Here is a 23,089-nt window from a genome sequence, read left to right as displayed (position 1 = left end):
GCGGTTGACAATTGGACCGCCGTCGATGTTGTCAATTTGCGGAAGACTATTTAAAATCAATTGTCATGAAAAAAGAGTTCGATATTATCATCATCGGCACCGGTTCGGGCGGCAGTACGATGGCATCCGCGTTGGCGGCGGCCGGCAAAAGCATCCTGTTGCTGGAACGGGGAGGATTTATTCCCAAGGAAAAGGAGAACTGGGACCCGCACCAGGTGGTGACGGTGGGTCGTTATCGCCCGAACGATGTCTGGTATGACGGTGATGGGAAGCCGTTCAAGCCTTATATCCATTACAATGTCGGCGGTAACTCGAAGGTTTATGGCGCGGCTATGTTTCGTTTCAGGGAAAGCGATTTCCGGGAGGTTCGTCACTATGGGGGGACATCGCCTGCGTGGCCGCTGCAATATGGGGACTACGAGCCCTATTATTCCCAGGCCGAAGCGATGTATGGCGTTCATGGCCGGCGGGGCGTCGATCCGACGGAGCCCTGGGCGAGCGGCGATTATCCGATGCCGCCGATGCCCTATGAGCCGTTGATCGAGGAGTTGAATGACGGTATGAAGAAGCTTGGGTTGCGGCCTTTTCCGCTTCCGATGGGTATCCGGCTGCCGCAGGATCGGGGTGAGGCCGAGTCGCCGGTGCTGCTGGAGAATTTCGATGGGTTTCCGGACCCTACCGACAGTAAGTCGGACGGGCAGACCGTCGCCATCAAGCCTGCGTTGAACACCGGCAAGGTTACGTTGGTGACGCATGCCTATGTGGAAAAACTGGTTACCAATGAAAATGGGACGAGCATCACCGGCGTGGTGACGCGGGTGAAGGAAGCGGAGCAGGTTTTTAGCGCCGGGCTGGTCATTGTCGCCTGTGGAGCCGTCAACAGTGCCGCGTTGTTTTTGAGGAGCGCGAGCGATAAACATCCAAACGGACTGGCTAACGGCAGCGGGATGGTCGGAAGGAACCTGATGTTACATCACAATGGATGCCTGGTGGCGTTCACCCAGGAGCCGATCAACGACTGTGTGTTCCAGAAGAGCCTTGGGATCGCCGACTATTATCACGGCGCCGCCGACACTCCGTTCCCGCTGGGTGAGATCCAGCTGATGGGAAGGAACGACCCGGATACGGTTTTGTGGCTTGCCGAGTCGATCTATCCGGGTAAACCGTACGAGGAGGTGAAGAAACACAGCATCGATTTCTGGCTGACGTCAGAAGACCTTCCCTCGCCCGAAAACCGGGTCACTATCGACCGTGACGGAAAGATCAGGGTCAATTACAGCCGGAATAACTACGGCGCTTATGAGCGGTTGAAGGAGAAGCTTAAAGAGCTGTTCGTGCAGATCGGCGACGCCAATCCCCGCTTCCGGGATATCCGGTGGAAGGGGTATGATCTCGATATCAGCGGCATGAGTCATCAGAATGGGACGCTCCGCTTTGGGGATGACCCGGCGACATCGGTGCTGGACGTGAATTGCAGGGCGCATGAGATCGACAATTTGTATGTGGCGGACGCCAGTTTCTTTCCCAGCTGCGGGGCTTTCAATCCTTCGCTGACCATTGTGGCCAATGCGTTGCGGGTGAGCGATCATCTAAAAAAGGATGTGTTATGAAGACCGTCCTTATTACCGGCGCGAGCGGTGGTTTGGGGACCATTGTCACGGAGCGTTTTCTCGAAGCGGGTTACCGGGTGATTGCCGTTTGCGGCAGTCACCCATGCGGGGGTAGGGTTTTCGGTGATCAAGCAACGGGGGGTGAGTTTTCGGGCGGCCATCCATTGGGGATTGGGCATGCTGAACACCCGGCTTTCGAGCGGCATGTTGTCGACCTCACCGATGAGGAAGCTGCGGCTGACTTTGTAGCGGGCGCCATCCGGCGGCATGGAGATATCCATGCCGCGTTGTTATTAGCGGGCGGGTTTCGCATGGGTAATATCGCTGCGAGCCCGATCGGGGATGTGAGGCGGCAGTTGACGCTGAATTTTGAGACCGCCTATACTGTGGTTCGGCCCTTGTTCGGGCATTTCCTGCTCAAGGGTTCCGGGCGGATCGTGCTTATCGGCGCCCGGGCCGCGATGAAACCGGAGCAGGGAAAGGGCTTGCTGGCCTACAGCCTGAGCAAATCATTGTTGTTCCGGTTGGCCGAATTGCTCAACGAGGAGGCAAAGGGAACCTCGGTCACCGTCTCGGTCGTTGTTCCCAGTACGCTGGATACGCCGGTAAACCGGAAATCCATGCCCGATGCCGATCCCAGCGGATGGGTGGATCCGAAAAACCTGGCAGAGGTGCTGGAGTTCCTTGTATCCGAACGAGGTTCCGCGCTGCGGGAGACGGTGCTCAAGGTGTATAATAATGCTTAACTGTCTTGTCGATCATTTGGTACAGCCGTCCTTGCAGGAAACGATGCTATTTCCAAAATGTTCTGCGAGATAGGAGTTCCGGCGGATGGCTGTCGTGTCTTGTGCATAGAGGATGATCCAATCATCGTATAGTATACGTTTACCGCTGATGGTCACCGGTTCTGCCACGAAATCCTGCACCGCGGTATTCATTCTCTCGCCGTTGGGTCCGACCAACAGGTAGTAATTGGCCCGTCCACGGGAGTTGTGCACTACCAGGACCGGTGGGATGCCGCCGAGGATACAGCGGATGGCGCAGTCGCGGTGTGGTTTTCCTTCGCCTGGCTTCATTACCCCGAAGAAACATTTGGGATCGGCGATCTCGCCTTTTACCGTGGCTGTTCCGAGGTCGATCGGTTGCGGTGCGGAGGCGTCCGATCCGGATGGTATTGTGGTGGCCCTTAGGAGGGAATCGCTGTTCTCTATTTGCAGGAGGGTCTTGCCGTCGTTATAAAGCAGGGTTCCCTGGAGGGTGAGGAGCATTCCTTCCAATGAGATATTCATTTTGCGCTCGAGTTCGCCGATCATCCCCCCGGCGCCGGATTTACCGAAACCCACCAGCGGGATGGTTTGGAAAAGCGTCGTCCCGGAGGCATCGACCCCTTGATTGATCCGCAGCAGCGGGACGGGCAGAGAGTGATAGACCCCGGTGAGGTTTGTGATCCGGCCGAACTCGAAGGTTGCGGAAGAGGCTTTCTTTTGGAGCAGCGCCAACCCTGCGGCTGTCAGCAACAGCAGGGGGATCAACCATAGCAGGTATCGCCGGATGAAGGAGGCGAACAGCGCCGGGGCTTTGGCCATCCAGCCGATGTAAAATTCGTTTTGATCCATGGTCTTATGCTTTATTTTGTTGTTGATTTACGGGCGCGCCGGGTCGTTCGGTCCCTTCGGGGTAGGGTTTGGGATCGAGCCAAACCATTCCGTCGATCACTTCGACGTCGTAGGTGCTGACCTTTTCGGTGAACGGTGGCGGGGACTGACCGTTTTTGGGCAGGTATTGATAGCCATGCCAGGGGCAGGTGATGCAGCCGTCGATGACCTTCCCTTCTCCCAGCGGGCCGTTTTGATGTTTGCAGACATTGTGTATTGCATGTAGGATGTCCCCTGATCTGAAGACGGCGATCCTTTCTTTGTCGATGCAAAAGACTTTTGCCCGGTCGGGGGCGATGTCGCTGACGGCGCAGACTTGTACGAGGCGCTTCTGCGCTTCGGGGAACTGCGGGGAGGCATTTGGAGCTTCGGGGAAGTGCAGGTTATCTTTTCGCACTTCGCGGTAACCTGCCAAAAGGTGCAGGGTGATGAGTATCGACGTACCCCCGAACAGGATGAGAATGAATACGGGATTTGTCTCATATTGGATGACGCCCAGGACGACATGCAGGATGACCAGGAGATAGGCCGCGTAGACCGCCATGTGCAGGGTCTTCCAGGTGCGTGGGCTGAGCATGTGGAGCCAGAAGTCATGGCTTGTCACTGCCATGAGCAGGAAGATGAGCAGCGCGAAAAAACCGAGCGCCTGGAAGGGAAAGGCCGAAAGCGAGTCGTAGCGCGTGTTGGAGAGGAAGAGGCTAAGAAGAGGATTGACGTTTCCCAGTCCGTGAAACTGGAAGATGGAGAATCCGCCGTGGATGGCGGCGATGGTGAACATGGTCACGCCGAGATGACGCCGGTTGTACAGGAGGGGCAGGAAGCGGTTGTCCAGGCGGCAGAGGGGTCCGATGCTGAGGATGACGTGCAGCAAGAGCAGGGCGAGGGTGGATGTGGAGCGGATGAGCAAGGTCTCAAAGGTCATTTCCCGGTTGAAAACGAGGCTGAGGCCAACGAATGTCCCGATATAAGCGATGCAAAAGCCGAGGAGTATCGTGTCATAGCGTCTTTTTTGCCGGTTCCAGCCCACGGCCTGGTAGGAGATGCCCATAGTCAGAAATTTATTTTTTCGATGTTCTTGTGGTGGATGATGTCATATATGGTGAACGAGGGGTGGATATCCTTGCATCCGGGGGTGAAGGAAAAGCGGTAGACGCCTTGCGGGCCGATCCGGCCGAGGAGTCTTTCACCGGCATAGATGAGAGCGGAAGGCGCGGCAAGCTCCGACTTTGTTACCCATTCCAGTTGCAGGGTGGCAGTGTCGGTGGAGGCGCGCAGGGTTATGGTCTGGGCTGGGCTATCGCGGCTGGCCAGTATGAGTGGCAGCGGGGCGGAGGTTGCCGGTTGAAGAAGCGTATCCGTTGCCGGCGTTGGAACCGCAAGCCAGCCGGCGAGTATCGAGGCAGGCAGGACGACCGCCAGTCCCAGCCACAGCTGCAGGTGTCGTTTTCTCAATGGTTTGATCATGGTGTTTCAGTTTTGTGCGTGTTGAGCCATTTGCGGAGGAGGATGGGCCAGAGCAGGATACAACCGGGGATGATGATGATCCGGAACCCGGCCGTTGCGCCGTGTGCGGTAGGATCTACTTTTTGCACGCCAAAAAGAACGAAGACCAGGGCGAATAGCGTTCCGGCGGCGAGGTAGCCGGCGGCGAAAGAGAGAAGGATGATCAATATGCCCATGTTCATTGATTTTGTCCGATGGTGAAGAAATTATTGAATCCGCCGAAGTCGTCCGGGGTGCGAAAGGGATTGCCCACATCTTCCGTCCAGAGTGAATCGTCGACGATGAATTTGTAGGTGTGGCGGCCGGCGGGGAGCATGGGGATCTCGATCATCCAGCGGCCGTTCCCGCCGGGTTGCAGGAGCAGGGCATCTTTGGTCCAGTCGTTGAACGAACCGGCGAGCGAGACCTGGTGCGCACTGTCATGTTCGAAATGAAAAGCCAACAGGTTCCGATGCGTATCGATGACGGGTGACGCCTGACCTGGCCCAAAATGTTGTTTCTTCAATACCCGAAGCAATGCTTTACGGGGGTTGATGATCCCGAAGCCCTGTCTTTCCGCGGGGATGCCGGAAAGGCGCCGGGCCGTGCCGAGGAGTATTTCGCGGATATGGAAGGGTGTGAGGGCGGGTTTTGCCTCGAGCAGTTGGGCGATGACGGCGGTGACGATGGGAGCGGCGAAGGAGGTGCCGTCGACGTGCATATAATCCCGGGAGATAAAACGCCCGGCGCGAATTCTTCGGACTATGTCCTCCCGATGGTGGTCCGTGGCGGTGAGCAGGGCATCGAAGAGGTCCCTGGCCTCCTGTTGTTCGGGGCTTCCCGGGAGGATGGGGGCGGCGATCCAGATCGCGGGGGCGACTAATTCCGGTTTGTGCAGGTTGTCCGCGGTGCGGCCATATGCGGAATGGTAGGCCTGGATGACTTCGGCGTCGAGGCGATTGGCGTCGTCGGCGCCGCCGACGGCGATGACGTTCGGGGAATTGGCGGGGCTGTGGATGGCGCCGTGTTCCTCGTTGCCGATCGCTGCGACGACGGTGAGACCCGCTGAGATCAGCGCTTCGGCGAGTTGATCGACCTCATCTTCCTTATAGGACCTGCTCTCATCGCTGCCGATGGACAGATTGACGACCCGGATGCCGTATTGGGCGTGGTTGACCTGTATCCATCGCAGTGCGCAGGCGATCGAGTCGGCTGTTATCCTTCCTGCTTCGTCCTGCACGCTGATGAGCACCAGGCCGGCGTCGGAGGCGATCCCTTTGTAGAGTCCTTTGCTGCAATAGCCGTCCCCTGCGCAAACCACGCTCGTCATCGTTCCATGCCATGCGTGTTTTGATGCCGGGGTTGTCAGGGTTGTAAGGTCGGCTTTTCCTGACCGGCAGTCCACGTGGGCGAGAATGCGGTTGTGAAGGGCAGTGAGATCGGGGTGGGGATAGAAGCCGCTATCGATAATGGCGATGGTGATCCCTTTGCCGGTGTAGCGGGCGTCCGCGTCGAGTCGGAGGCCGGTCGGCAGGATGATGAAGTCGTCGACGCTTTTTACCGGGAAATGTGGTCCGATGGCCGGAAGGATGCGTTGCGGTTGGGGCATGTCAGTCGGTTTTTTCAGTGATCAGCAGTGCGTGGCCGTCCGGGTCGCGGACGATAAAACATTTGGCGTCTTTTCCATTTGTGTCGTGGAAGGTGACGAGACCGGTGCTCACCAGCGTTCGGTGCATTTTTGCGCACTGCGTGAAAAGAGTGGAGGCGTCGTTTGTGTAGAGCGTCGTCTGCCAGTGCCAGAGATCGTCCGCGCGGGTGTCGGCGGGATAGGGCTTTCCGGGCGCCGGATAAAGATATTGGAGGAACTCGACGCCGGGTCCCGATGCCGCCCGTAGACCGGTGATGTGGAGGCTTGCGCCTTCGACAAAATTCAGGTGCGCCTGTTCGGCGCCTTTGTTCCAGCTTTCGCCTTTTGGCTGGATGCCGAGGAGATCGCGATAGAAGGCCAGGCTCGAATCCGTTCGGGTGATGGCGATGGCGGTGTGATCGATGCCGAGAAAGAGACCGGCGGCGTTGGTTGGGTGTTGCCATTTGGGTTGTCCTTTTCCCGGTGGGAACCAGATCAGCTCGAGGTTGTGGCGGTCCGGGTCATGGAAGTAAAAGGCGCGGACCCCGGCCGCGGCGATATTATCGGCGGGGATGGTCTGCGGCGCTGTCGAAACGTGTTCGACGCCATGGCTGCGCAGGAGCCGGTAGGCTTCGTCCATATCGCGTACGACGATGGCAACATGTTGGAAGCTGAGGTCGTTGCTGCGGGCATCTTCGGGAATGCTTCTTCCCCCGGCGGTAAGGTAAGCGACCAGTTGCAGGGATTCGTCCCCGAGGCGGAGAGTGGCGACACGCATTCTCAGGCCGAACAAGCCTTCCAATTCTTCGTATTGCCTGCCCAGGTATTCGGTGTCGGCGATCTTGCGGAAGCCGAGGATGTCCTGGTAGAAGGCGAGACTGCGGTTGAGGTCCCTTACGGTTAGGGTGACGGGGCCAATTGCGGTCACCTGTGCGGATGCGTGACCGGATTTGGCGAGAAGGGAAAAGCAACAAAAGGTGAATAGGAGGAACCGTTTCATTATTTCGTTCTTTTTAAGTGTTTGTACCATTCCGCTGCCGCCAGCATGCTGAGGACCGGGGCGAAGAGATAGATCCACCAGCCGGTGAATATTCCTGCCGGGAGGGCGCTGGCCAGCGAGCGTGCCGGGTTCATGCCGAACCCGGAAATGGGTCCTGCTACGATCACGTTGGCGCATACGAGGCAAGCCGCGATCGGCCGGGTGTAGCGGCCCCCCCGTTTGTTGCCACTGGTGTGGAGGACGATCGTCATCATGATGAACCCGATGATCAATTCGGCCAGGAGAGCCATCCACACCCCCCCTTTTCCCGGGACGGTGACAGCATAGGACACGGGGCTTTTCGTCAGACCCGGGCCGAGAGCCAACGCCATGAGGCATACGGCTACCAGGCCGCCAAGCGTTTGGAACAGGATATAAAAGAGGGCGTCCCAGGGACCAATCCTGCCGAGACGAAGGAAGGTAAGCGTCACCGCGGGGTTGATATGTGATCCGGAGGGGGCGGTCCAGGGGCTGTAGAAGATGAGCAGCGCCGTCAGTCCCATCAGTATGCCGGTGAGGCAGAGCCGGGTATTGGCATTCGGGATGGCTGCATGGACGGGAGAGGCCGGGCTTTCGAGCAGGACGGCAAAGAAACAGGCCGATACCATGAAGATGGCGAGGCCCAGCGCTTCCATCCCGTAGAATCGGATGTTCTTTTGTAAGGCCAGCTTTGCCGCCGGCCAACCCTGCCGGGTGGTAGCGACCCGGATGTTCATCGCTCTCATGATACAAAGAGAGCCTAAATGGCGGGGATGAAGTGTCGGGTAGTTGACTGGGGGGCTTTATTCCCTGATGCGGGCCAGTATGGTTTCGGGGTTCATATAGCGTTCGCGGGGGCTTTTGCCTCCGGCGATATTGTCTGCGCCGCGCCAATCGGGCCTCTTCAGTGCGTGGCGTACGAATATGCTCCAATCCAGGAGGAATGCCCACCGATCGCGGTTGGTGGCCAGTGGGCTGCGGGTGTGCCGGACCTGTGGAATGTTTCTGTATTGAACGAGGGTAGTGCCGGCTTTTGCGTCGAGGCAGATAAGGATCGTGATGAGCAAATTAACGGTACATGTTCTCATATTCATGGGGACTTTGGCTTGACAGCTTTGCCTGGTTGGCCCAATCTGCGGCGATGGCGTCGATGATATCGATGGCGACCAGCCGTTTATCTTTCAAGGGGAAGGACTGGGGATGGATGCCGGGTCGTAGCAGGGTGATCTTGTTATTGGCAGAGGCGAAGCAGGCGCCGGGGTCGTTCAGGGAATTGAGTACGACCATGTCCAGGTTCTTCTTTATCAATTTTTCCCGTGCATGTTCCAATTCATCGTTGGTTTCAAGGGCGAAACCCACGGAGTATTGGTGGGGCAATTTGATGCGGCCGAATTCCGAGGCGATGTCCGGATTTCGCACCATCCGGATCTGGAAGGTGTCGGACCGCTTCTTGATCTTTGTGGCGGCGACGGTTTCCGGGCGGTAGTCCGCGACTGCCGCGGCGAAGATCGCGATATCGGTTTCGTCGAATCGGGCCTGGCAGGCCGCGAGCATTTCCCGTGCCGATACGACGTCGTATATGCGGAGAGCGGGGTGCGCTAATTTAAGGTGCACAGGTCCTGAAACGAGGGTCACCTGGGCACCGCGGTTGAGTAAGACCTTGGCCAGGCTGTAGCCCATTCTTCCGCTGGAGTGATTGCTGATGAAACGCACCGGGTCCAGGGCCTCCTGCGTCGGTCCTGCAGTGATCAGCACTTTTTTTCCAGAGAGTATTTTTTGTGAGTGCATATGCGATTGGCTTGTTGTACGCCCGAGGTTTTGAACATTCGCTTATTTTATTGCCAGCTGAATTTGCCACCTGTAGCCACCCTTAGCTTGTACAAGCTTGAATGGGCCGTCAGGTAGAGCGTCTTGCCATCTGTGTCTCCCCAGGCCATATTTGCGGGTCGTTCCGGTGTGACGATCTTGCCCAGGAGTTGCCCGCCGGGCGAGATGATCCAAACGCCGCCGGGCGCCGATACGAACAGGTTCCCTTCCCTGTCTACCTTCATGCCGTCGAGGGCCTCCTCATCTTCCGTCTGGTTGCAATCGAAGAAGATGGCGCCGTCGTGCAGGGTTCCGTCGTCGTTCACCGCGTAGCGCCAGATCGTCTTTGTGTGATGGATATCGCGGATATCCCAGTTGGTGACATAGAGCCATTTTTCGTCCGGGGAGAACGCGATGCCGTTGGGTCCGCCCAGGTCTTTTGCCACCAGTTGCGTTTTACCATTGCGTACCATATATACGCCGGAAAAATCCAGTTCCTTCCGGGGGTCCTGGAAGAAATGCGGCAGACCGTAGGGTGGATCGGTGAAGTACAGGGTCCCGTCGCTGCGAAGCACGAGGTCGTTGGGGCTATTGAGGCGTTTGCCTTCGAATTTGCCGGTAAGCACGGTGGTCGGCCCTTTCTTTTCGAAGCGGACGACGCGGCGGTTGCCATGCTGGTCGGCGATCAGCCTTCCTTCCCTATCGATGGCCAGGCCATTCGAGCCGGGCTGGCCGTATTCGCCGATGTCGGCGCCTGTGTAACCGCTGTGGCTCATGTAGATCGTGACATCGTGGTTGGCCGGGTTGTAACGATAGATGACATTCGTATTGGGATCGCTGAAAAGCAGGTATCCGTCGGGGTGCCAGACGGGTCCCTCGGTGAAGCGGAATCCCCCGGCCACCTTATCTATTTTTGTGTTTGGCGGCAGGATGCTGTCGAGGGTCCCGGCAATGCGATAGACATGGCCGATGTCCTTCCAGACCGGGTCTTCCGGGAGGCCGGAGTAGAAGTCCACGACGGCGTTGCGGATCCAGATGTAGTTATCGGGGATCATTCCCAGGGGCCCGTTGATGCCGAGGATGGCGATGGTAAATTTATCGCCGGGGCGGGCGTGATCGGTGAGGACGACCCTGTTGGCGGCGTTGTAGCCCGAGATCAAGCCGTTGCCGACCTGGCCAAATCCGTGCGCCTGCTTTCCGTTGACCCATATTTCGCTGTAGTCGTCCACGACGATCTCGAACACGGCGGTCGATCCCGTGGGATCCCAGGCGCCGATGTGATTTGGGATCGTCAACTCGACCTTGTACCATACTGCGGATACCAATCCGGCGCCCTGCCGCCGTTCCAATTGGTCAGGGGGGATCGGTTTGAACCCCGCATCGAATCCTCCAGTCCCGATCTGTGGACGAAGCGACGCCGTCTTTACCGGAAGGCTGGTGGGATACAGCGGCAGCGGGTCGGAGGGAGAGGGGCCAGGAAGGCGAAAGCCTGTTTTTACGAAGTCCGCCCATTGCACATACCATTGGGCATTGAGATAAGCGGCGCCGACGATGTTACGGAGATCGGCGATGGCCTGGGGTTTGTCCGGGGCCAGTTCGCGAAGCTCTTGTCCGTAAGCATTAGGGACCAGGGCCGGTGCGAGCAATGCCAGCAAAACCGGATAGAAACGATGAAACATGATCATTGAAGTTGTTGGTGACCTTTGGGGGGTTAGTTGAACGATGCTTTTGCGCCGGCGTTGGCGATATCCTCGTCCTGTTGTGCGCTGGCGCTTCCGCTCACGCCGATCGCCCCGATCACCTCTCCGTTAAAAACGATGGGTACTCCGCCCTGCAGGAACGTATGGCCCACGGTGATCAGCGCCTGCCGTCCGCCGTTGATCGCGGTCTCCAGTTTCGATGAAGGAGCTTTGAAGGTGGCGGCCGTGTTGGCCTTTTTTGCCGATACTTCCGCGGCGGCAGAAAACGTATTATCGAGACGTTCGAGATATACGAGGGCACCGCCTGCGTCCACGATCGCGATGGCTCCGCCCGGGGCGTTCACCCTGTGAGCGTATTTTACGGCTTCCGCAGCTACCTTTTTAGCCGCCTCCAGGGAAATAGTTTTTGTCTGAACCACCTGGGCTTGCGCAGGGGCGATATGCAGGAAAAGGACGATGAGAGGAATCAATATTTTAAACATGGTTCATGTATTATTTTGGGGTTATCGGCTTTGTTGTTGGGCCGGTTCGGCGGGCGCGTCGAAGGATACCTTCTTCTTACCGGCATGTTTCTTTACTTGTCCGGGCCAGTATCCATCGGCCTTACCTGTATTACCGGGGACATCCTTGTTGAATTGGACGTAGGCGTCCTGTGTGTGCTGAAGGATGAGGCGACCGTTCACTAGTTGAAAGATGGTCGGGTCGACAGGCCGGAGTTTGTTCAGGCTCATGGCATATCCGCAAAATCCGCCGTACTGCGGTGCATATTTGGCCGAATTGTCCTTGAAAAGGGATGCATGTTCTTCGGACGCGAACCAGTAAGTAGCGCCGTTGAACCGGGCTTCATGGGCAGGATCGCCCTTTGTCGCTTTGTTATCCGTGAAATAAGCGACGGGGTCATAGCCTTGCAAGGCCACTCCATTGGCGTCCGTGTTGTTGAGAAAGCCTTTTTCTTCTTCCGTAACGATCTGCCTGCCGCCGCCGGCGGACACCGCCGGCCAGTATTTATCGGCCTTTTGGAGATTGCCCGCAACGTCCTTGTTCCAGCCTGCGACTGCCCGGTTATTATGTTGCAACAGCAACCGGCCGTCGACGATGGAGAACGTGCTCACGTCGATGGGCGCCACCCGTCCGAGGGAGACCGCATAAGCGCACCATCCGCCGAATTGAGGTTTATACTTCTCGGGATCGGCTTTGAACAGCGCCAGGTGGTCCGGGGACGCGAAAAAGTAGGTAGCGTCCTGGTAGTTGTATTGGTTGGCCGGATCGCCTTTCACGGGTTTGTTGTCCGTGAAGAAGGCAACGGGGTCGTACCCATCCAGGATCACGCCTTTATTGTCGAGGTTGTTATAATATTTTCCGTTGTATTGCTGTGCATGGATGGGCCGGGAAAACAGCAGCCCGAAAATCGCCATGAGAACCATGGGATTCTTACGAAAGAAGGTGTTGTTCATTGTTAGTTATTTTCGGTGCAAAGATGGGGACCGGATCAGCGCTCAAATGTCCAGCGGTTTACATATTTCAGCATTCTTGCCCGGTAAATTTGGGCAACATAAAGAATTACGTCATGGACGAGATGGATCTGGCCATAGATTGCGTGCGGCGCGTCATCCCGCTTACCCCGGAAGAGGGGGACTATTTCAGTTCGCTGCTGCGGATACGGAGGATTCGGAAAAAACAAGCGATCGCCCAGCCCGGATTTCCCTGCAAACACCGAAGTTATATCGCCAAGGGCGCCATGCGTGCCTATCTCGTGGACGACGAGCAACGGCTTATGGAAACCGTTCCGAAATTCGAGCGGTTCTTCCGTATTATCACCCAGCGCGGATATGCTTTCTTACAACAAAGGCTACTTTCCAATCTGAGCAAGATCCGCAGCGATAAGAGGAAAAAAGTTGATCTATCTTAACCGAATTTATTAGTGTAGTTCATTTTAGCGGTCTTTGCGTTGTCTCAACTTTGTGTTTCAAAAAAGTACGGAAATGAAAAAGTTAGACAAAAAAGTAGCTATTATCACGGGTGCGTCCAAGGGTATCGGCGCCGCGACTGCGCGTGCCTTCGCGGCGGAGGGAGCCTCCGTTATCGTCAATTATGCATCGGACAAGGCCGGCGCTGAAAAGGTCGTTGCCGGGATCAGGGCCCTGGGGGGCCAGGCACAGGCCGTTAAAGCCGATGTCTCCGTTGCCACCGAGGTGCAATATTTATTCAGCGAAGCGCTCCGGGTCTTTGGGAAGACAGACATCGTGGTCAATAACGCCGGTATTTACCGTTTTGCGCCGCTCGAAGGCGTTACGGAGACCGATTTTCATCAGCAGTTCAACATCAACGTGCTGGGTACGATCCTGGTGATCCGGGAGGCCGCGAAACATCTCCCTGCCGGCGGGTCCATCATCAATACCAGCACGGTCGCCAGCGTCAACCCTGTGGCGTACTCGCTTGTATATGCCGCCTCGAAGAGCGCCGTCGACACCGTCACGAAGGCCATGGCAAAGGAACTCGGGCCGAAAAAGATCCGGGTCAATACCATCGCCCCGGGTGGAACGGTCACCGAAGGATTGGAAGCCCTGGATCTGCCCGAGGAATTCGCGAACCAGATGATCGCCAGCACTCCCCTCGGCCGGCTGGGCATGCCTGAAGACATTGCGAAGGTCGCCGTGTTTCTCGCCTCTGACGATGCAGGCTGGGTTACCGGTGAGCGCCTGACGGTATCGGGTGGATATAAATAACCGAATCAATGCCCCGGACAAAGTCCGGGGCATTTTCGTCCTTGCGGGAAGTATTCTATCTTTGGGCGGTTCTTCGGCGTCTATGCGTCTTTAACTCTCAAAATCTATTTTATGTCAGCAGCAACAATTCCCGCCGTCCCGGCGAAGGCAGATCAAGAACAGGAATTGATCCGGCAAGTGATGGAGAATGCGCAAGCCGCGTTCCAGTTGTATAAAAGGATACCTGCGGCGGACCGGGCCCTGTTCCTGGAGAACATCGGCAAGGAAATGGACAAGATGAGAGAAGCGCTTGTCGCCATTTCTCATACGGAGACGCATCTCCCTGTTGCAAGACTTAATGGCGAGATCAACCGCACCATCGGCCAGGCGAATCTTTTTGCGGCCCTGATCCGGGAAGGCAGCTGGGTAGAAGCCGCCATCGATACCGAAGACCCGAACCGTGTTCCGGCCAAGCCCGACACGCGTAAAATGCTGGTCCCTGCCGGTCCCGTGGTGGTTTTTGGCGCGAGCAATTTCCCCTTTGCTTTCTCGACTGCCGGGGGTGATACGGTCAGCGCGCTCGCGTCAGGCTCTACTGTAGTCATCAAAGGCCACTCAGCCCATGCGGAAACTTCGAAGCTTGTCTTCACGGCCATCCAGAAGGCCATCGAAGCATCGGGGATGCCGCCTTTCACCGTTCAGCATGTTCTTGGCTCCGGCCGTATTGCGGGTAAAGAGCTGGTCATCCATCCGCATACAAGGGGTGTCGGCTTCACCGGCAGTTTTGCCGGCGGCAAGGCGCTGCTCGAATACGTTCGTGAACGGAAGATGCCCATTCCGGTATTTGCGGAAATGAGCAGCATCAACCCGGTGGTCTTCCTGCCGGATACGCTCGAAAAGAATGCCGCGGCGTTGGCCAAGACATACGCGGGTTCGATCACCCTCGGCATGGGTCAGTTCTGCACCAACCCGGGCGTCCTGCTGGCCGTCAGGGGTTCGGCTCTGGATAATTTTCTTTCCCTGCTTTCCACGGAGATCGCGGCGATCCAGCCGGCGCCGATGCTCCATACCGGCATTCATGCCGCCTACACCGATGGGTTGACTGCGATGCTTGCACAAAAGGGCATCAGCGTTGTCGGCCATGCCGCGGCGAAGGCCGGGGAGCTGGAGGCGACGCCGCTTGTTGCCTCGGTGGCGGCAGCCGACTTCCTGCAGAATCCTCACTTTACGGAAGAAGTGTTCGGCCCCTTCTCGCTCTGCGTCATCTGTGACGATAAACAACAATTGATCGATGTGCTGAAGAGCTTCAGCGGTCAACTGACGGCCACGGTGATGGCTACGCCTGCGGATGTCAGCGCCAATACGGCTATCCTCGAATTACTGCCAACGTTGGCCGGCAGGATCATCCTAAACAATGTGCCCACCGGTGTCGAAGTCAACGCCAGCATGGTGCATGGCGGTCCCTGGCCGGCGACTACGGACGCCCGGTTCACATCGGTCGGCGCCAGCGCCATCAAGCGTTGGGTACGCCCTGTTTGCTTCCAGAACTTCAGCGACGAGATGCTCCCGGCCGAACTGCAAAAGGGCAATCCGCTGGGTATCTGGCGCATTTTGAATAATGTTTGGACGAAGGATGCAGGCTAAGCGCCTGTTTAGGATCGGTTCCTTCCGATTTTTGCCTAGATTGCAGCCCAAAAGAACCGCTACATGAATCGTCTGAACTACCTTTTGGGCCTTGCATTGATCTTTTCGCTTTGTATGCGGCCTGCGGGCGCTCAGTCCCTTTCCCGGCCCAAGCTCGTCGTCGGCATTGTCGTCGACCAGATGCGGTGGGATTATCTTTACCGGTATTATGACCGGTATGGCACCGGTGGTTTCCGGCGCCTGCTGAAGGAAGGGTTTACCTGCGAGCAGACCTATATCAGCCATCTGCCTGCTTTTACCGCGGTGGGCCATACGACCATCTTTACCGGTTCGGTGCCTTCCATCGATGGCATAACGGGTAATGACTGGATCGACCAGGCGACGGGGAAGTCTCAATACTGCGTGGCGGACAGCTTGGTCCGGCCGGTCGGCGGAACTTCGCCGGCGGGGAATATGTCTCCCCGGAACCTGCTGGCTACTACTATTACCGATGAGCTGATGCTGGCGACGAATTTCCGGTCGAGAGTGGTGGGCGTCTCTTTGAAGGACCGGGCCTCTATACTGCCGGCGGGTCATACGCCTACGGGCGCCTTCTGGTTCGATGATGCGAAGGGTTGTTTCAGCACCAGCAGCTGGTATATGAAGGAGATGCCGGAATGGGTAGAGCGGTTTAACGCGCTGAACGAGCCGGAGAAACTGGTGGCGGGAGGATGGACGACCTTGTATCCCCTGAACACCTATACGCAGAGCACTGCGGACAATGTGGAGTGGGAAGGTGTATTCAAGGGGGAGACGGCGCCGGTGTTCCCCCATGACCTGGCAAAGGCTTATCGCGAGGACCATGACAATATCCGGAGTTCGCCGTTCGGCAATACGCTGACGCTGGATTTTGCGAAGGCGGCGATCGACGGGTATGCCCTCGGACAGCGGGAGGCGACGGACTTCTTGACGATCAACTGTGCGTCCACCGACTATGTAGGGCATAAGTATGGCCCGAACAGTGTCGAGGTGGAAGATGTTTACCTCCGGCTGGATAAGGATCTGACGGGGTTTTTTCTTTATTTGGATAGTAAGGTCGGTAAGGGGAACTATCTCGTGTTCCTGACGGCGGATCATGGGGCGAGCCATGCCGTTAATTTTATGAACGGTCACCAGTTGCCTGCGGGTTTTGTCAGATCGCGGAAGTTGATGCAGGGTTTGAACGATACATTGGCGGCTCTGACGGGTGTAAAGGACCTGGTGCTTTCGGGCGCTAATTATTATGTCAACTTTAACCTGGCGCGTATCGGGCAGGCTCATCTTTCGGAAGACTCGTTGAAAAGATGGTCAACGGCCTACCTGTCGCACCAGGCCGGGATTCAGTACGTGGTGGATATGGACCGGATCGCTTTGGCGGGGCTGCCTAAACCCATCGAGGAAATGGTTGTGAACGGTTACAACCGGAAGAGGTGTGGATCGATCCTTTTCATACCGGAACCCGGGTGGTTCGACGGCTATGAGAAGGGGACGACCCATGGGACCTGGAATCCCCAGGATACGCATATTCCGCTGGTGTTTATGGGATGGGATGTCCCTCATGGCGCGTTGTATCGTACGGTGCATATGACCGATATTGCTCCGACGGTGGCTGCGATGTTGCATATCCAGGTTCCGAATGGGAATGTTGGGGAGGTGATCGCGGAGATCGTGGGGCGTCCCTAATAACGGGGCCCCTGGGCACGCGACTTCGAATTGTGGAATGATGCGGCGGCGGCTTAGCGTTGGCGGTTCCTGACGGTCTCGAGGGTTTGTTGCATTTGTTGGATGGAGGATTGCTGTTTTGCGATGTCGGCCTTTGTGTCGGCGAGGTCGGACTGGGTGTTGCGGATCTTTTTTTCGAGGGTGCTTTGTTTGTCGAGCAGCTTGTTGAGGCGCTTCTGATATTTCTGTTTCTTGTCGGTGTCGGCGCCGATGTAATTCTGCAACTCGGCGGAGGCTTTTACCTGGTCGGCCTTGTTTTGGGCGAGGTCGGATTGGAGATTGCGAATGCGCGTTTCATCGTCGGTGGAGTCGTTGCGCAGCTGACCCATTTTCTTTTGCGCTTTGCGCAGGGATTCCTGTTGGTCGCCGATCTGGACGCCAGTGGTGTAGGTGCTTACGAACCCCGCCAAACTGTCGAGGTAGACCCGGGCGTCGTCGAGCTTCGAACTGTCGACGAAGGACCCGCTCGTGATGGGCTGGTTCTTTTTTGCCGGGACCAGCGTGAGGAGGGTCATGTCCTTCACTTTGCGGTCGGGCGAGGACGTTGAGAAATACAGATCGCTGCCCTCCCCTCCCCCGGTGCTTCCGGCTGCGAGGGGAACGCCGCGGGAGAGAATATAGCCATGCGTCTTTGACGAAGAATAGCCTTTTTGCGAGAGCCAGGCCTTTACGGCCGTTTCGACCTGGTCATTGTTGAAGGGCAGGCGCACTGCGGCGGCGGCCTGGACCATTTTGCCATTCGTGGATTGCCCGAGGAAGGCTTGGGCGGACGTGTTCAATTGGAGAATGACGCCCGCGATCAGGAGGAGGTGTAATTTCTTCATGATGAGTAGGTTTTGGTTAATGGCGCACATATAAATTTATTTAGTATTTAGCAGTGTTGGGGGCCAATGCAAAAATATTTCTGGTTGTGATCGGGAAAGATTGTTACCTTTGTGTCGACCATTTGGTCGAACCATTTGGTCGACATTGAAAAATCAAGTTATGCAACGCACTAAAAAGAAGATGCCGGAGATCAACAGGGACACGGAAGTGAAACTGATGAATGCCGCTCAGAACGCCTTTATAAAATACGGCCTGGAGGGCGCGCGGATGCAGGATATCGCGGATGAAGCCGGCATGAGCAAGTCTATGCTCCATTACTACTTTTCGAAAAAGGAAAAGTTGTTCGAGACGATCCTTCGCCAAGCCGTTACCGATATCTTCTCGAAGCTGAGGCAGATACTGGATTCGGACGATGCGGTACTGACGAAGATCCACCGGCTTTCTCATGAATTCATCGACTTCCTGCATGGCCATCCTTATTTGCCGTTGTTCGTTCTCCATGAAAGTCATAAGGACCCGGCGGCCTTTCAGAGGGAGTTCATGCCCGCGCGGGAGGTGGCGTTGAGCACCCGGTTCATCGCGCAGGTGGAGGAGGAGATGAGGACGGGCAAGATCCGGCCGGTGAACCCCCATATGTTGCTTGTGCAGATGCTGTCCATGTGTGTCTTCCCGATCCTGTCGCAACCGGTGTTGCAAGGCGTCCTGAATGTCACGGAAGATGAATACAAGAAGATGTTGAAACAAATCCAGCGCGAGATGCCGGCTTTTTTTGAGCGGATGCTGGCCTGGTAAATTTTTTTGACCCTTAATCGACCATTTGGTCGAACCATTTGGTTGAAACACGATAATTATGAGAACAATACTATTCCTCTTATGTGCAGCGCCGCTTTTGTTGCGGGCGCAAGAGGCTCAAACACAACTATTTGAATGCCAGCAGAAGGCGGTGCAGCATTTCCCGCGGGTGAAGGAACGGGAGTTGTTGCAGCGCATCGAGGCAGACAAACTGAAGAATCTTTCCACGGCCAGGTGGCCGCAGAACGAGGTTGCCGCGCAGGCTACCTATCAATCCGCCGTCCCTACCCTACCGATAAAGCTGCCGGGTGTTTCGGTCGTCCCGGTGGATAAGGATCAGTTCCGGGTTTCGGATGAGACGAGCCTGTTACTGTATGACGGGGGCAGGACAACCGCGCAAAAGGCGCTGGTCAGGGCCCTGACGCTGGTGGAACAACAAAAAACGGAAGTGGATATTTACGCTATACGCACGGAGGTGACCCGGCTCTACGCCAATATCGTAGAAGCGGACACGCGACTGGAGTTGTTACAATTGCTGAAACAGAATGTGGATGACAGGATCACGAAGGTGAAAGCCGGGGTGGAAGCCGGCACGACGCTGGCTTCCAACCTCCTTGTTCTGCAAGCCGAAGCGTTGGGGGTGGTCCAGCGGATCGACGAACAACGATCCACGCGCAAGGGGCTTATCGCGGTGATGAGCATTTATACCGGCGACACTCTTGCTGCCGGCACCCATTTCCAAATGCCGGCGTTGGATGCGGGATTGAAAGACAGCATTACCCGGCCTGAGATGGATCTTTTCCAATATCAGAACTCTGCGTACTCGGTACAGCGGAAGCTGGTCGACGCCGGGACGCGGCCTCAATTCAAGGCCTTCTTTCAAGGCGGGATCGGCCGGCCCGGACTGAACATCCTCGATAACGATGTCAAGGCCTACTATATCACGGGGCTAAAGGTGAGCTGGTCGTTGGGTTCTTTTTATACGGCGCGGCGGGAGCGGGATGTTTTGCGGCGGCAGCAGCAGATCGTGGATGTGCAACGAGAGAGCTTCGAGCTGCGGGTGAATGCCCAGCTGGCCAAACAAAAAGAGGAAATCGCCCGGATACGGCAGCAATTGCAACAGGACGACGAGATCATCGCCGTCCGCACAAAGGTCCGGGATATCTCGGCGGGGCAGCTGGATGCGGGGGTGATCACGTCCAGCGACTACCTGATCGAGCTGAACGCGCAAAACCAGGCATTGACGAATCAGAAATTGCACCAGGTGCAACTGGTCTTCGCCTATATCGAATACAATCTCATCACCGGATAAACAACACAATCATGAAAAAAATAATCATTTATTCCGTCGTCGCGCTGGTGCTTGGCTGGTTCGGCGTGCAATTCTATCATATCCTGAACTATGAGGAGACCGACAATGCGCAGATCGAGGGTGATATCGTGCCGATTCGTACGAGTGTGCCGGGGTATATCGCGGCCGTCAACTTCCTCGACAACCAGCCGGTTCGTAAGGGGCAGGTCCTTATCCAGATCGACGATCGGGATCTGCGGGCGAAGGTGGAGCAGGCAACTGCGGCCCTTGAGAATGCCAAAGCCATGCGGCTGCAAACGGGCCCCAATATCGCCGCGTCTTCGACAGGTATCAGCGCGACGCAGTTCTCGGCCGATGCGATGCAACAGAATATCGAAGTCGCCCGGGCCCGGCTCTGGAAGGCGGATGCGGATCATGAGCGGATCAAGAAGCTCGTGGCCCTCGAGGGTGCGACGCCGCAGCAGATGGATGCGGTGGAAGCCGACAGGCGGGTGGCGGCCAGCCAGCTGGAACTGGCCGAAAAGCAATTCCAATCCTCGAAGAGACAAACCAGCATTTCGTCTTACCAGGCGCAGAGTGTGAAGGCTCAGCAGATGATCGCCGATGCGGTGATCAAACAACGGGAGGCCGAACTGGCGCTGGCGAAATCGCAGCTCGAGTATGCGACGATCACCGCACCCTATAACGGGGTTGTATCGAAGAAAAATGTCGAGCCGGGGCAGTATTTGCAGCCGGGGCAACTCACCTGTAGCATCATCGGGAGCGATAGCGTCTGGCTGGTGGCCAACTTCAAGGAAACGCAGATACACAACATGCGGATCGGTCAAGAGGCGAGTATCGCCGTCGATGCCTATCCGGGGAAGCATTTTACGGGCAGGATCAGCAGTTTCAGCGGCGGTACGGGCGCGAAGTTTTCTTTGTTACCGCCGGACAATGCCACGGGAAATTTTGTGAAGGTCACGCAGCGGATACCCGTGCGGATCTTACTCGATCCGCGGAGTGTCGCAGGCGTTTACCTGGCGCCGGGGATGAATGTTGTTGTCACCGTTAGAAAAATCTAATTGTTATGCAGGAAGCTAGTCACTATCCGCAGGGGGCCACGCGTTGGATCATCGTGGTTACGGTGATTACGGCGGCGATCCTCGAACTGCTGAACACCTCCATTGTCAACGTCGCGCTAAAAGACATCAGCGGTAACCTGGGCGCCGCACCGGACGAGGTCGCGTGGGTGATCACGGCCTATGCCATTGCGAACGTGATCATCATTCCGCTTTCGGGGTTCCTCGCCGATCTGTTCGGCCGGAAGAATTATTTCACCGCCTCGATCGCGCTGTTCACTTTTGCCTCGTTTATGTGCGGCAATTCGCATAGTATCGAAATGCTGATCTTCTGGCGGGTATTGCAGGGGCTGGGTGGCGGCGCCCTTCTTCCGACCTCTCAAACGGTGCTTGTGGAAACCTTCCCGCCCGAGCAGCTCGCTACGGCCAATGCCGTGTTCGGGCTGGGGATAGTGCTGGGGCCGGCCTTTGGGCCCACGCTGGGGGGCTATCTGACCGACGCCATTTCCTGGCAATGGATCTTTCTGATCAATATCCCGATCGGGGTGACGGCCTGTATACTCTCATCGGTGTATGTCTTTGACAGCAAGACCGCGCGTAAAGACCGGGCGATAGATTGGACGGGGATAGGGTTTTTGGTGATCGGTATCGGCGCGTTGCAATATGTGCTGGAAGAGGGTCAGACTGACGATTGGTTCGAAAGCAATAACATCCGGATCTTCACCGCGCTGACGGTGGTCGGTTGTGCCTTGTTCGTCTGGTGGGAGCTGAGAGTCAAAGATCCGGTGGTGAACCTGCGAGTGCTGCGCCACCGGTCTGTCGCGCTTGGTTCCGCGCTGAACCTGGTATTCGGTATCGGCATCTATGCGCCCTTGTTCCTGTTCCCGCTGTTCGCCCAGACGATACTTGGCTGGAGCGCTTCGCAGACCGGCCTGATGCTGTTACCAGGGGCGGTCCTGAGCGCTGTATGTATCGCCTTATCGGGGAGGCTGATGGCGAAGGGTGTGCCGCCGAAGCTGTTCATCACGCTGGGTTTTCTTTGTTTCATCGTCTTCAGCATCATTATGTATTTCTCGAGCAGTGAGTCCGGGTTCCGGAATTTCGATGTCCCTCATCTTCTCCGTGGGATGACCAATGGATTGATCCTGACTCCTATTGCGGTGCTATCCCTTGCCGGGCTGAAGGGGAATGATATTGCGCAGTCGGCGGGGATAACCAATATGATCCGCCAGTTGGGCGGGGCCGTCGGGGTGGCGATTGCCAATATCCTGCTGGCGCAGAAGAACCCTTTGCACCGGGTGGATCTTGTGGGGAATATCAGTGAATCGAATTTTGTTGCGCAGGAGCGGGTGTCGATGGTTACACAGGGGTTGATGAACAATGGGTTTACGGCGGAGCAGGCGGCCAGTGCGGGGGTGAAGGTGCTGGACAATACGCTTAACCGGCAGGCGGCGGTTCTTAGTTTTAACGAATCGTTTTTGATCTTTGGATTGATCTTTTTGGCGGCGATGCCGTTGATCTTTTTGGTGAAGAGTCAGAAGGGGCCGGTGAATGTGGCGGCGCATTAGCGCATCTGATCTATACAAATACTCCATTTCTGCATCTGTTTTCTTTCGGGAAAACGCGTCAATTTTGACTCCTTAAAACTTACGTATTATGGACGGTCAAAAAACGGGGGACTCTGTAGTGAGCGGGTTACCTTTTGCGGAATCCGCTAAAGGAGGGCACTTACTATTTATTTCGGGGCAGATAGGGATCGGCGGTGCGCCGGGAGAAACGAGCGCAGACATTCCCTTTGGGCAGGAGGCGCGGCAGACGATGGACCAGCTGGGGCAGGTGCTGGGGCGGCAGGGGTTGAATTATGGCGACCTGGTACAGGTGACGATCTATCTGACCGAGATGTCGAATTATGCTGAGACGAACAAAGTGTATAGCGGGTACTTCCGGGATGGTTTCCCCGCCAGGGTTTGTATTGCCGTTAAGGAATTGCCGCTGAAGGCGCGGATCGAGATCAGCGCTATTGCGAAATTACCTATCTGATGATGATTGGGTATGCGTTAGCCCTGATGTTCGGTCGGGGCTTTTGCAGTTGAAGCGGCTGCACAAACCCTTAGG

General features: G+C 56.6%; 24 protein-coding genes. 11 read left to right on the top strand and 13 right to left on the bottom strand.

The window, feature by feature from the left end:
• Positions 1–65 precede the first annotated feature (65 nt).
• Positions 66–1,610, top strand: a complete 1,545-nt coding sequence (locus VHE34_RS04410) for a GMC family oxidoreductase (RefSeq protein ID WP_325585002.1) — start codon at positions 66–68, stop codon at positions 1,608–1,610.
• Positions 1,607–2,356 (top strand): SDR family NAD(P)-dependent oxidoreductase, encoded by a 750-nt coding sequence (locus VHE34_RS04405; protein ID WP_325585000.1) that lies wholly within the window; start codon positions 1,607–1,609, stop codon positions 2,354–2,356. The genes VHE34_RS04410 and VHE34_RS04405 overlap by 4 nt, the downstream gene beginning before the upstream one ends.
• A gap of 12 nt (positions 2,357–2,368) precedes the next feature.
• Here the strand turns inward: VHE34_RS04405 and VHE34_RS04400 are convergent, their stop codons facing one another.
• Genes VHE34_RS04400 through VHE34_RS04345 form a run of 12 tightly spaced genes read right to left on the bottom strand, consistent with a single transcriptional unit; the run spans position 2,369 to position 12,352 of the window.
• A complete protein-coding gene (locus tag VHE34_RS04400) occupies positions 2,369–3,226 on the bottom strand; it encodes a hypothetical protein (protein WP_325584998.1) in 858 nt (285 codons plus the stop codon).
• Between the two features lie 4 nt (positions 3,227–3,230).
• Positions 3,231–4,313: a Rieske 2Fe-2S domain-containing protein gene (locus VHE34_RS04395; RefSeq protein ID WP_325584996.1), complete on the bottom strand. Its 1,083-nt coding sequence runs from the start codon at positions 4,311–4,313 to the stop codon at positions 3,231–3,233.
• A 2-nt stretch (positions 4,314–4,315) separates the two neighbouring features.
• Positions 4,316–4,729, bottom strand: coding sequence for a hypothetical protein (locus VHE34_RS04390; protein ID WP_325584994.1), 414 nt, complete (start codon positions 4,727–4,729; stop codon positions 4,316–4,318).
• Positions 4,726–4,944 (bottom strand): hypothetical protein, encoded by a 219-nt coding sequence (locus VHE34_RS04385; protein WP_325584992.1) that lies wholly within the window; start codon positions 4,942–4,944, stop codon positions 4,726–4,728. Before VHE34_RS04385 ends, VHE34_RS04390 begins: the two co-directional genes overlap by 4 nt.
• 2 nt (positions 4,945–4,946) lie before the next feature.
• Positions 4,947–6,356 carry a S8 family serine peptidase gene (locus VHE34_RS04380; protein ID WP_325584990.1) on the bottom strand — a complete coding sequence of 470 codons (1,410 nt, stop codon included), beginning with the start codon at positions 6,354–6,356 and terminating at the stop codon, positions 4,947–4,949.
• 1 nt (position 6,357) lies between these two features.
• Entirely contained in the window at positions 6,358–7,374 is a 1,017-nt protein-coding gene (locus VHE34_RS04375; RefSeq protein ID WP_325584988.1) for a VOC family protein, read from the bottom strand.
• Entirely contained in the window at positions 7,374–8,138 is a 765-nt protein-coding gene (locus tag VHE34_RS04370; protein WP_325584986.1) for an MIP/aquaporin family protein, read from the bottom strand. Before VHE34_RS04370 ends, VHE34_RS04375 begins: the two co-directional genes overlap by 1 nt.
• Before the next feature lie 57 nt (positions 8,139–8,195).
• Positions 8,196–8,480: a hypothetical protein gene (locus VHE34_RS04365; protein ID WP_325584984.1), complete on the bottom strand. Its 285-nt coding sequence runs from the start codon at positions 8,478–8,480 to the stop codon at positions 8,196–8,198.
• Positions 8,461–9,180, bottom strand: coding sequence for a phosphopantothenoylcysteine decarboxylase (locus VHE34_RS04360; RefSeq protein ID WP_325584982.1), 720 nt, complete (start codon positions 9,178–9,180; stop codon positions 8,461–8,463). Before VHE34_RS04360 ends, VHE34_RS04365 begins: the two co-directional genes overlap by 20 nt.
• Before the next feature lie 47 nt (positions 9,181–9,227).
• Positions 9,228–10,877 carry an SMP-30/gluconolactonase/LRE family protein gene (locus VHE34_RS04355; RefSeq protein WP_325584980.1) on the bottom strand — a complete coding sequence of 550 codons (1,650 nt, stop codon included), beginning with the start codon at positions 10,875–10,877 and terminating at the stop codon, positions 9,228–9,230.
• A gap of 32 nt (positions 10,878–10,909) precedes the next feature.
• On the bottom strand, positions 10,910–11,380 hold the full coding sequence (locus VHE34_RS04350) for a heme-binding protein (protein ID WP_325584978.1): 471 nt from the start codon (positions 11,378–11,380) through the stop codon (positions 10,910–10,912).
• Positions 11,381–11,401: 21 nt separating this feature from the next.
• Complete coding sequence (locus tag VHE34_RS04345; protein ID WP_325584976.1) at positions 11,402–12,352, bottom strand: YHS domain-containing (seleno)protein; 951 nt, start codon at positions 12,350–12,352, stop codon at positions 11,402–11,404.
• Between the two features lie 113 nt (positions 12,353–12,465).
• Between VHE34_RS04345 and VHE34_RS04340 the strand changes: the two genes are divergently transcribed.
• The 4 genes from VHE34_RS04340 to pafA all read left to right on the top strand — a co-directional run bounded on the left by VHE34_RS04340 (position 12,466) and on the right by pafA (position 16,948).
• A complete protein-coding gene (locus tag VHE34_RS04340) occupies positions 12,466–12,807 on the top strand; it encodes a hypothetical protein (protein ID WP_325584974.1) in 342 nt (113 codons plus the stop codon).
• 73 nt (positions 12,808–12,880) lie between these two features.
• Entirely contained in the window at positions 12,881–13,624 is a 744-nt protein-coding gene (locus VHE34_RS04335; protein ID WP_325584972.1) for a glucose 1-dehydrogenase, read from the top strand.
• A 111-nt stretch (positions 13,625–13,735) separates the two neighbouring features.
• Entirely contained in the window at positions 13,736–15,247 is a 1,512-nt protein-coding gene (locus VHE34_RS04330; protein ID WP_325584970.1) for an aldehyde dehydrogenase (NADP(+)), read from the top strand.
• A gap of 63 nt (positions 15,248–15,310) precedes the next feature.
• Positions 15,311–16,948, top strand: coding sequence for an alkaline phosphatase PafA (pafA, locus tag VHE34_RS04325; protein ID WP_325584968.1), 1,638 nt, complete (start codon positions 15,311–15,313; stop codon positions 16,946–16,948).
• 53 nt (positions 16,949–17,001) lie between these two features.
• Here the strand turns inward: pafA and VHE34_RS04320 are convergent, their stop codons facing one another.
• Entirely contained in the window at positions 17,002–17,811 is an 810-nt protein-coding gene (locus VHE34_RS04320) for a hypothetical protein (RefSeq protein WP_325584966.1), read from the bottom strand.
• A 160-nt stretch (positions 17,812–17,971) separates the two neighbouring features.
• On the opposite strand from VHE34_RS04320, the gene VHE34_RS04315 reads away from it, so the two are divergent.
• From VHE34_RS04315 to VHE34_RS04295, 5 genes are all read left to right on the top strand, one after another.
• A complete protein-coding gene (locus tag VHE34_RS04315) occupies positions 17,972–18,604 on the top strand; it encodes a TetR/AcrR family transcriptional regulator (RefSeq protein ID WP_325584964.1) in 633 nt (210 codons plus the stop codon).
• A gap of 58 nt (positions 18,605–18,662) precedes the next feature.
• Complete coding sequence (locus tag VHE34_RS04310) at positions 18,663–19,916, top strand: TolC family protein (protein ID WP_325584962.1); 1,254 nt, start codon at positions 18,663–18,665, stop codon at positions 19,914–19,916.
• An 11-nt stretch (positions 19,917–19,927) separates the two neighbouring features.
• Positions 19,928–20,977, top strand: coding sequence for an HlyD family secretion protein (locus VHE34_RS04305; RefSeq protein ID WP_325584960.1), 1,050 nt, complete (start codon positions 19,928–19,930; stop codon positions 20,975–20,977).
• Between the two features lie 5 nt (positions 20,978–20,982).
• Positions 20,983–22,542: a DHA2 family efflux MFS transporter permease subunit gene (locus VHE34_RS04300; protein ID WP_325584958.1), complete on the top strand. Its 1,560-nt coding sequence runs from the start codon at positions 20,983–20,985 to the stop codon at positions 22,540–22,542.
• A gap of 88 nt (positions 22,543–22,630) precedes the next feature.
• The gene (locus VHE34_RS04295) at positions 22,631–23,014 is read left to right on the top strand and encodes a RidA family protein (RefSeq protein ID WP_325584956.1); all 384 of its coding nucleotides are present in this window, start codon (positions 22,631–22,633) and stop codon (positions 23,012–23,014) included.
• Positions 23,015–23,089 lie beyond the last annotated feature (75 nt).

The organism is Puia sp., from assembly GCF_035546395.1.
Lineage (GTDB): Bacteria > Bacteroidota > Bacteroidia > Chitinophagales > Chitinophagaceae > Puia.
This window is presented reverse-complemented; position numbering and strand designations above follow the sequence as displayed.

What these genes read in the sequence shown, in the direction of transcription:
- VHE34_RS04400 (WP_325584998.1), bottom strand. Translation starts at nt 3,226, where the DNA reads ATGGATCAAAACGAATTTTACATCGGCTGGATGGCCAAAGCCCCGGCG.
- VHE34_RS04380 (WP_325584990.1), bottom strand. Translation starts at nt 6,356, where the DNA reads ATGCCCCAACCGCAACGCATCCTTCCGGCCATCGGACCACATTTCCCG.
- VHE34_RS04350 (WP_325584978.1), bottom strand. Translation starts at nt 11,380, where the DNA reads ATGTTTAAAATATTGATTCCTCTCATCGTCCTTTTCCTGCATATCGCC.
- VHE34_RS04385 (WP_325584992.1), bottom strand. Translation starts at nt 4,944, where the DNA reads ATGGGCATATTGATCATCCTTCTCTCTTTCGCCGCCGGCTACCTCGCC.
- pafA (WP_325584968.1), top strand. Translation starts at nt 15,311, where the DNA reads ATGAATCGTCTGAACTACCTTTTGGGCCTTGCATTGATCTTTTCGCTT.
- VHE34_RS04340 (WP_325584974.1), top strand. Translation starts at nt 12,466, where the DNA reads ATGGACGAGATGGATCTGGCCATAGATTGCGTGCGGCGCGTCATCCCG.
- VHE34_RS04390 (WP_325584994.1), bottom strand. Translation starts at nt 4,729, where the DNA reads ATGATCAAACCATTGAGAAAACGACACCTGCAGCTGTGGCTGGGACTG.
- VHE34_RS04375 (WP_325584988.1), bottom strand. Translation starts at nt 7,374, where the DNA reads ATGAAACGGTTCCTCCTATTCACCTTTTGTTGCTTTTCCCTTCTCGCC.
- VHE34_RS04395 (WP_325584996.1), bottom strand. Translation starts at nt 4,313, where the DNA reads ATGGGCATCTCCTACCAGGCCGTGGGCTGGAACCGGCAAAAAAGACGC.
- VHE34_RS04365 (WP_325584984.1), bottom strand. Translation starts at nt 8,480, where the DNA reads ATGAGAACATGTACCGTTAATTTGCTCATCACGATCCTTATCTGCCTC.
- VHE34_RS04410 (WP_325585002.1), top strand. Translation starts at nt 66, where the DNA reads ATGAAAAAAGAGTTCGATATTATCATCATCGGCACCGGTTCGGGCGGC.
- VHE34_RS04300 (WP_325584958.1), top strand. Translation starts at nt 20,983, where the DNA reads ATGCAGGAAGCTAGTCACTATCCGCAGGGGGCCACGCGTTGGATCATC.
- VHE34_RS04345 (WP_325584976.1), bottom strand. Translation starts at nt 12,352, where the DNA reads ATGAACAACACCTTCTTTCGTAAGAATCCCATGGTTCTCATGGCGATT.
- VHE34_RS04335 (WP_325584972.1), top strand. Translation starts at nt 12,881, where the DNA reads ATGAAAAAGTTAGACAAAAAAGTAGCTATTATCACGGGTGCGTCCAAG.
- VHE34_RS04360 (WP_325584982.1), bottom strand. Translation starts at nt 9,180, where the DNA reads ATGCACTCACAAAAAATACTCTCTGGAAAAAAAGTGCTGATCACTGCA.
- VHE34_RS04355 (WP_325584980.1), bottom strand. Translation starts at nt 10,877, where the DNA reads ATGTTTCATCGTTTCTATCCGGTTTTGCTGGCATTGCTCGCACCGGCC.
- VHE34_RS04295 (WP_325584956.1), top strand. Translation starts at nt 22,631, where the DNA reads ATGGACGGTCAAAAAACGGGGGACTCTGTAGTGAGCGGGTTACCTTTT.
- VHE34_RS04330 (WP_325584970.1), top strand. Translation starts at nt 13,736, where the DNA reads ATGTCAGCAGCAACAATTCCCGCCGTCCCGGCGAAGGCAGATCAAGAA.
- VHE34_RS04310 (WP_325584962.1), top strand. Translation starts at nt 18,663, where the DNA reads ATGAGAACAATACTATTCCTCTTATGTGCAGCGCCGCTTTTGTTGCGG.
- VHE34_RS04320 (WP_325584966.1), bottom strand. Translation starts at nt 17,811, where the DNA reads ATGAAGAAATTACACCTCCTCCTGATCGCGGGCGTCATTCTCCAATTG.
- VHE34_RS04315 (WP_325584964.1), top strand. Translation starts at nt 17,972, where the DNA reads ATGCAACGCACTAAAAAGAAGATGCCGGAGATCAACAGGGACACGGAA.
- VHE34_RS04405 (WP_325585000.1), top strand. Translation starts at nt 1,607, where the DNA reads ATGAAGACCGTCCTTATTACCGGCGCGAGCGGTGGTTTGGGGACCATT.
- VHE34_RS04305 (WP_325584960.1), top strand. Translation starts at nt 19,928, where the DNA reads ATGAAAAAAATAATCATTTATTCCGTCGTCGCGCTGGTGCTTGGCTGG.
- VHE34_RS04370 (WP_325584986.1), bottom strand. Translation starts at nt 8,138, where the DNA reads ATGAGAGCGATGAACATCCGGGTCGCTACCACCCGGCAGGGTTGGCCG.